General features: G+C 66.8%; 2 protein-coding genes. One reads left to right on the top strand and one right to left on the bottom strand.

All coding sequences use genetic code 11. The features are described from left to right. Nucleotides 1–836 (bottom strand): aminomethyltransferase family protein (locus H0W38_RS19210; protein ID WP_292457171.1); only part of this gene is annotated, 836 nt, incomplete at its 3' end. Nucleotides 837–1,088: 252 nt separating this feature from the next. Between H0W38_RS19210 and H0W38_RS19215 the strand changes: the two genes are divergently transcribed. Beyond that, entirely contained in the window at nt 1,089–3,281 is a 2,193-nt protein-coding gene (locus tag H0W38_RS19215; protein ID WP_292457173.1) for an FAD-dependent oxidoreductase, read from the top strand. Nucleotides 3,282–3,312 lie beyond the last annotated feature (31 nt).

Here is a 3,312-nt window from a genome sequence, read left to right on the forward strand (position 1 = left end):
CGCCCCTTGAGGCGCAGCACAGCGGCCTTGCCGATGTAGTCGCCCGGCTTGTCGAGATCGACCGCCCAATCCATGCCCACTTCCCAGGGCGTGGTGTCGCCCTCGGGCATCTCGAAGGGAAAGAACAACAGCGCGCCTTCGACGCGCGTGAGGTCGAGCGCGGTCCACGAGGCGGCGATCACCCCGCGCGGCTTGCCGGTCTCGAGGATCGTGTCCCACAGGAAAGGCGCGTCCTTGGCCGTGCAATAGACCTCGTAGCCGCGTTCGCCCGAATAGCCGCCGCGGCCGATGGTCACCGTCACGTCGAACAGCCTGGTCTCCATGTGCTGGAAGTAGGGCAAGGCGGCCAGGTCGCCGGCGCAGTGCGACGCCAGGACCTCCAGCGAGAGCGGGCCCTGCAGCGAGAGGATGTGCACGTCGCGGTCGAACTCGACCGTGACGCGCTTGCCTTGCGACAGCTCGGCCAGCGAGCGCGGCGTGGCGCCGCTGCCGTGCGAGACGCGAAAGCGGTCGGCCGCATCGCGAATGATCATGATGTCGTCGACGAGCGCACCCTCCTCGTTGACCTCGGTGCCCAGGCGAGCGCAACCCGGCTTCAGGCGCGTGATGTCGATGGCCACCAGGCGGTCGAGCACGGCCTCGGCGTCGGGGCCGAAGACCTTCACGATGTTGAGCGCCGACACGTCGTACAGCGCGGCGCGGGTGCGCGTGGCGACCACCTCCTCATGCGGATCGCTGCTGTAGTGCCACGGGATCGGCATGTCGTTCCAGGTGTCGCCGTCGAGCGCCGAGCCCATCTTGCGGTGGCGGTCGTTGAGAACCGAGTTCCTCTTCATCGTCGTCTCCTTGTCGGGGTGTGATGACCCATGGTCGGGACGATTCTGGAAGTCGTTGCGGGCGCGCTCAATTCTCATGAGGGGGTACCACCAAGGGAGTAGCGAGGGCGAACCCTCGGCCGGGTTGCTGCTTACTCCCTGCGTGGTACTCCCTCGGAGGAATTGTTGAATCGGTCACTGACTTCGATAGTTCTCCGCACCGACGCAGCGGCCGAGCGCCTCTGCACTGCGCGACGAACGAGGAGAACCACGATGGCCCGCGACCCGAAATACGACGTCCTGTTCGAGCCGATCCAAATCGGACCGAAGACGCTGCGCAACCGCTTCTACCAAGTGCCGCACTGCATCGGCGCCGGCTCCGACAAGCCGGGCTTTCAGGCCGCGCACCGGTCCCTGAAGGCCGAAGGCGGCTGGGCCGGCATCAACACCGAGTACTGCTCGATCCACCCCGAGTCCGACGACACGCACCGCCTGTCGGCGCGCATCTGGGACGAGGGCGACGTGCGCAACCTCAAGGCGATGACCGACGAGGTGCACAAGCACGGCGCGCTGGCCGGCGTGGAGATGTGGTACGGCGGCGCGCACGCGCCCTGCATGGAGTCGCGGGCCACGCCGCGCGGCCCGAGCCAGTACGCCAGCGAGTTCGAGACGCTGACCTATTGCAAGGAAATGGACCTCGACGACATCGCGATGGTGCAGCAGTACTACGTCGAAGCCGCGCTGCGCTCGCGCGACGCCGGCTTCGACATCGTGTACGTCTACGGCGCGCACTCGTACCTGCCGCTGCAGTTCCTTTCGCCCTACTACAACAAGCGCACCGACAAGTACGGCGGTCCGCTCGCCAACCGCGCGCGTTTCTGGCTCGAGACCCTGGAGAAGGTGCGCAAGGCGGTCGGCAGCGAGTGCGCGATCGCCACGCGCTTCGCGGTCGACACGCTCTACGGCCCCGGCCATGTGGAGGTCGAGCGCGACGGCATGGCCTTCGTCGAGATGGCCGATTCGCTGGTCGATCTGTGGGACGTGGACGTCGGCGACATCGCCGAATGGGGCGAGGACGCCGGCCCCTCGCGTTTCACGCAGCAGGGCCACCAGGTGCCGTGGACGCGCTTCATCAAGCAGGTCTCGAAGAAGCCGGTGCTCGGCGTGGGCCGCTTCACCGATCCGGAGAAGATGACCGAGATCGTGACCAAAGGCTATGCCGACATCATCGGTGCCGCGCGGCCCTCGATCAGCGATCCCTTCCTGCCCAAGAAGATCGAGGAGGGCCGCATCGACGACATCCGCGTGTGCATCGGCTGCAACGTGTGCATCTCGCGCTGGGAGATCGGCGGCCCGCCGATGATCTGCACGCAAAACGCCACCGCTGGCGAGGAGTACCGCCGCGGCTGGCACCCGGAAGTGTTCCCCAAGCCGGGCTCCAAGGACGCGGTGCTGGTCGTCGGCGCCGGCCCCTCGGGCTCGGAATGCGCGCGCGTGCTGCTCGAGCGCGGCTACACGGTGCACCTGTACGACCAGGCCGAGAAGATCGGCGGCCACTTGAACAGCATCGTCACCCTGCCGGGCCTGGGCGAGTGGGGCTACCACCGCGACTACCGCGAGACGCAGATCACCAAGCTGCTCAAGAAGAGCAAGCAGAGCCAGTTGATGCTGGGCCAAAAGCCCATCACCGCCGACGCCATCCTCGAATACGGCGCGGAGAAGGTGGTGATCGCCACCGGCTCCTCGTGGAACGCCGACGGCACCAACTGCCTGAGCCACGACCCGCTGCCCGGCGCCGACGCCTCGCGCGCCGACCAGCTCACGCCCGAGCAGGTGCTGGCCGGCAAGAAGCCGATCGGCAAGCGCGTGGTGATCCTCAATGCCGACCCCTACTTCATGGCACCGAGCCTGGCCGAGAAGCTGGCGACGGCGGGCCACGAGGTGACGGTGGTGTCGGGCGTGCACCTGGCCAACTACATGCACTTCACGCTCGAGTACCCGAACATGATGCGTCGGCTGCACGAGCTGCACGTCACCGAGATCGGCGACAGCTTCTGCTCGAAGATCGAGCCGGGCCGCCTGGAGATCTACAACATCTGGGGCGAAGGCTCGAGGCGCACGTACCGCGGCCCCGGCGTGATGCCGCGGGATCCCAACAAGACCCAGCGCTGGCTGGAGTTTGATTCGCTGGTGCTCGTGACCGGCCGCCATTCCGATGACACGCTGCACCGTCAGTTGAAGGCGCGCCAGGGCGAGTGGGACAAGAACGGCGTGAAGTCGGTCTACCTGATCGGCGATGCCGAGGCGCCGCGGCTGATTGCCGACGCGACCTTCACCGGTCACCGGCTGGCCCGCGAAATCGAGGAAGCAAACGCGCAGTTTCCGAAGGCCTACAAGCGCGAGACCGCGGTGTGGGGCACGCCGCACATGCCGAACGGGACGTTCGAGATCGTCTACCAGCGTTGAGCTTTGCGAGAACGCTATGCGAACTGTCGCT

Origin of the sequence: Methylibium sp., assembly GCF_013817365.1 — a bacterium.
Classification (GTDB): domain Bacteria; phylum Pseudomonadota; class Gammaproteobacteria; order Burkholderiales; family Burkholderiaceae_C; genus Methylibium.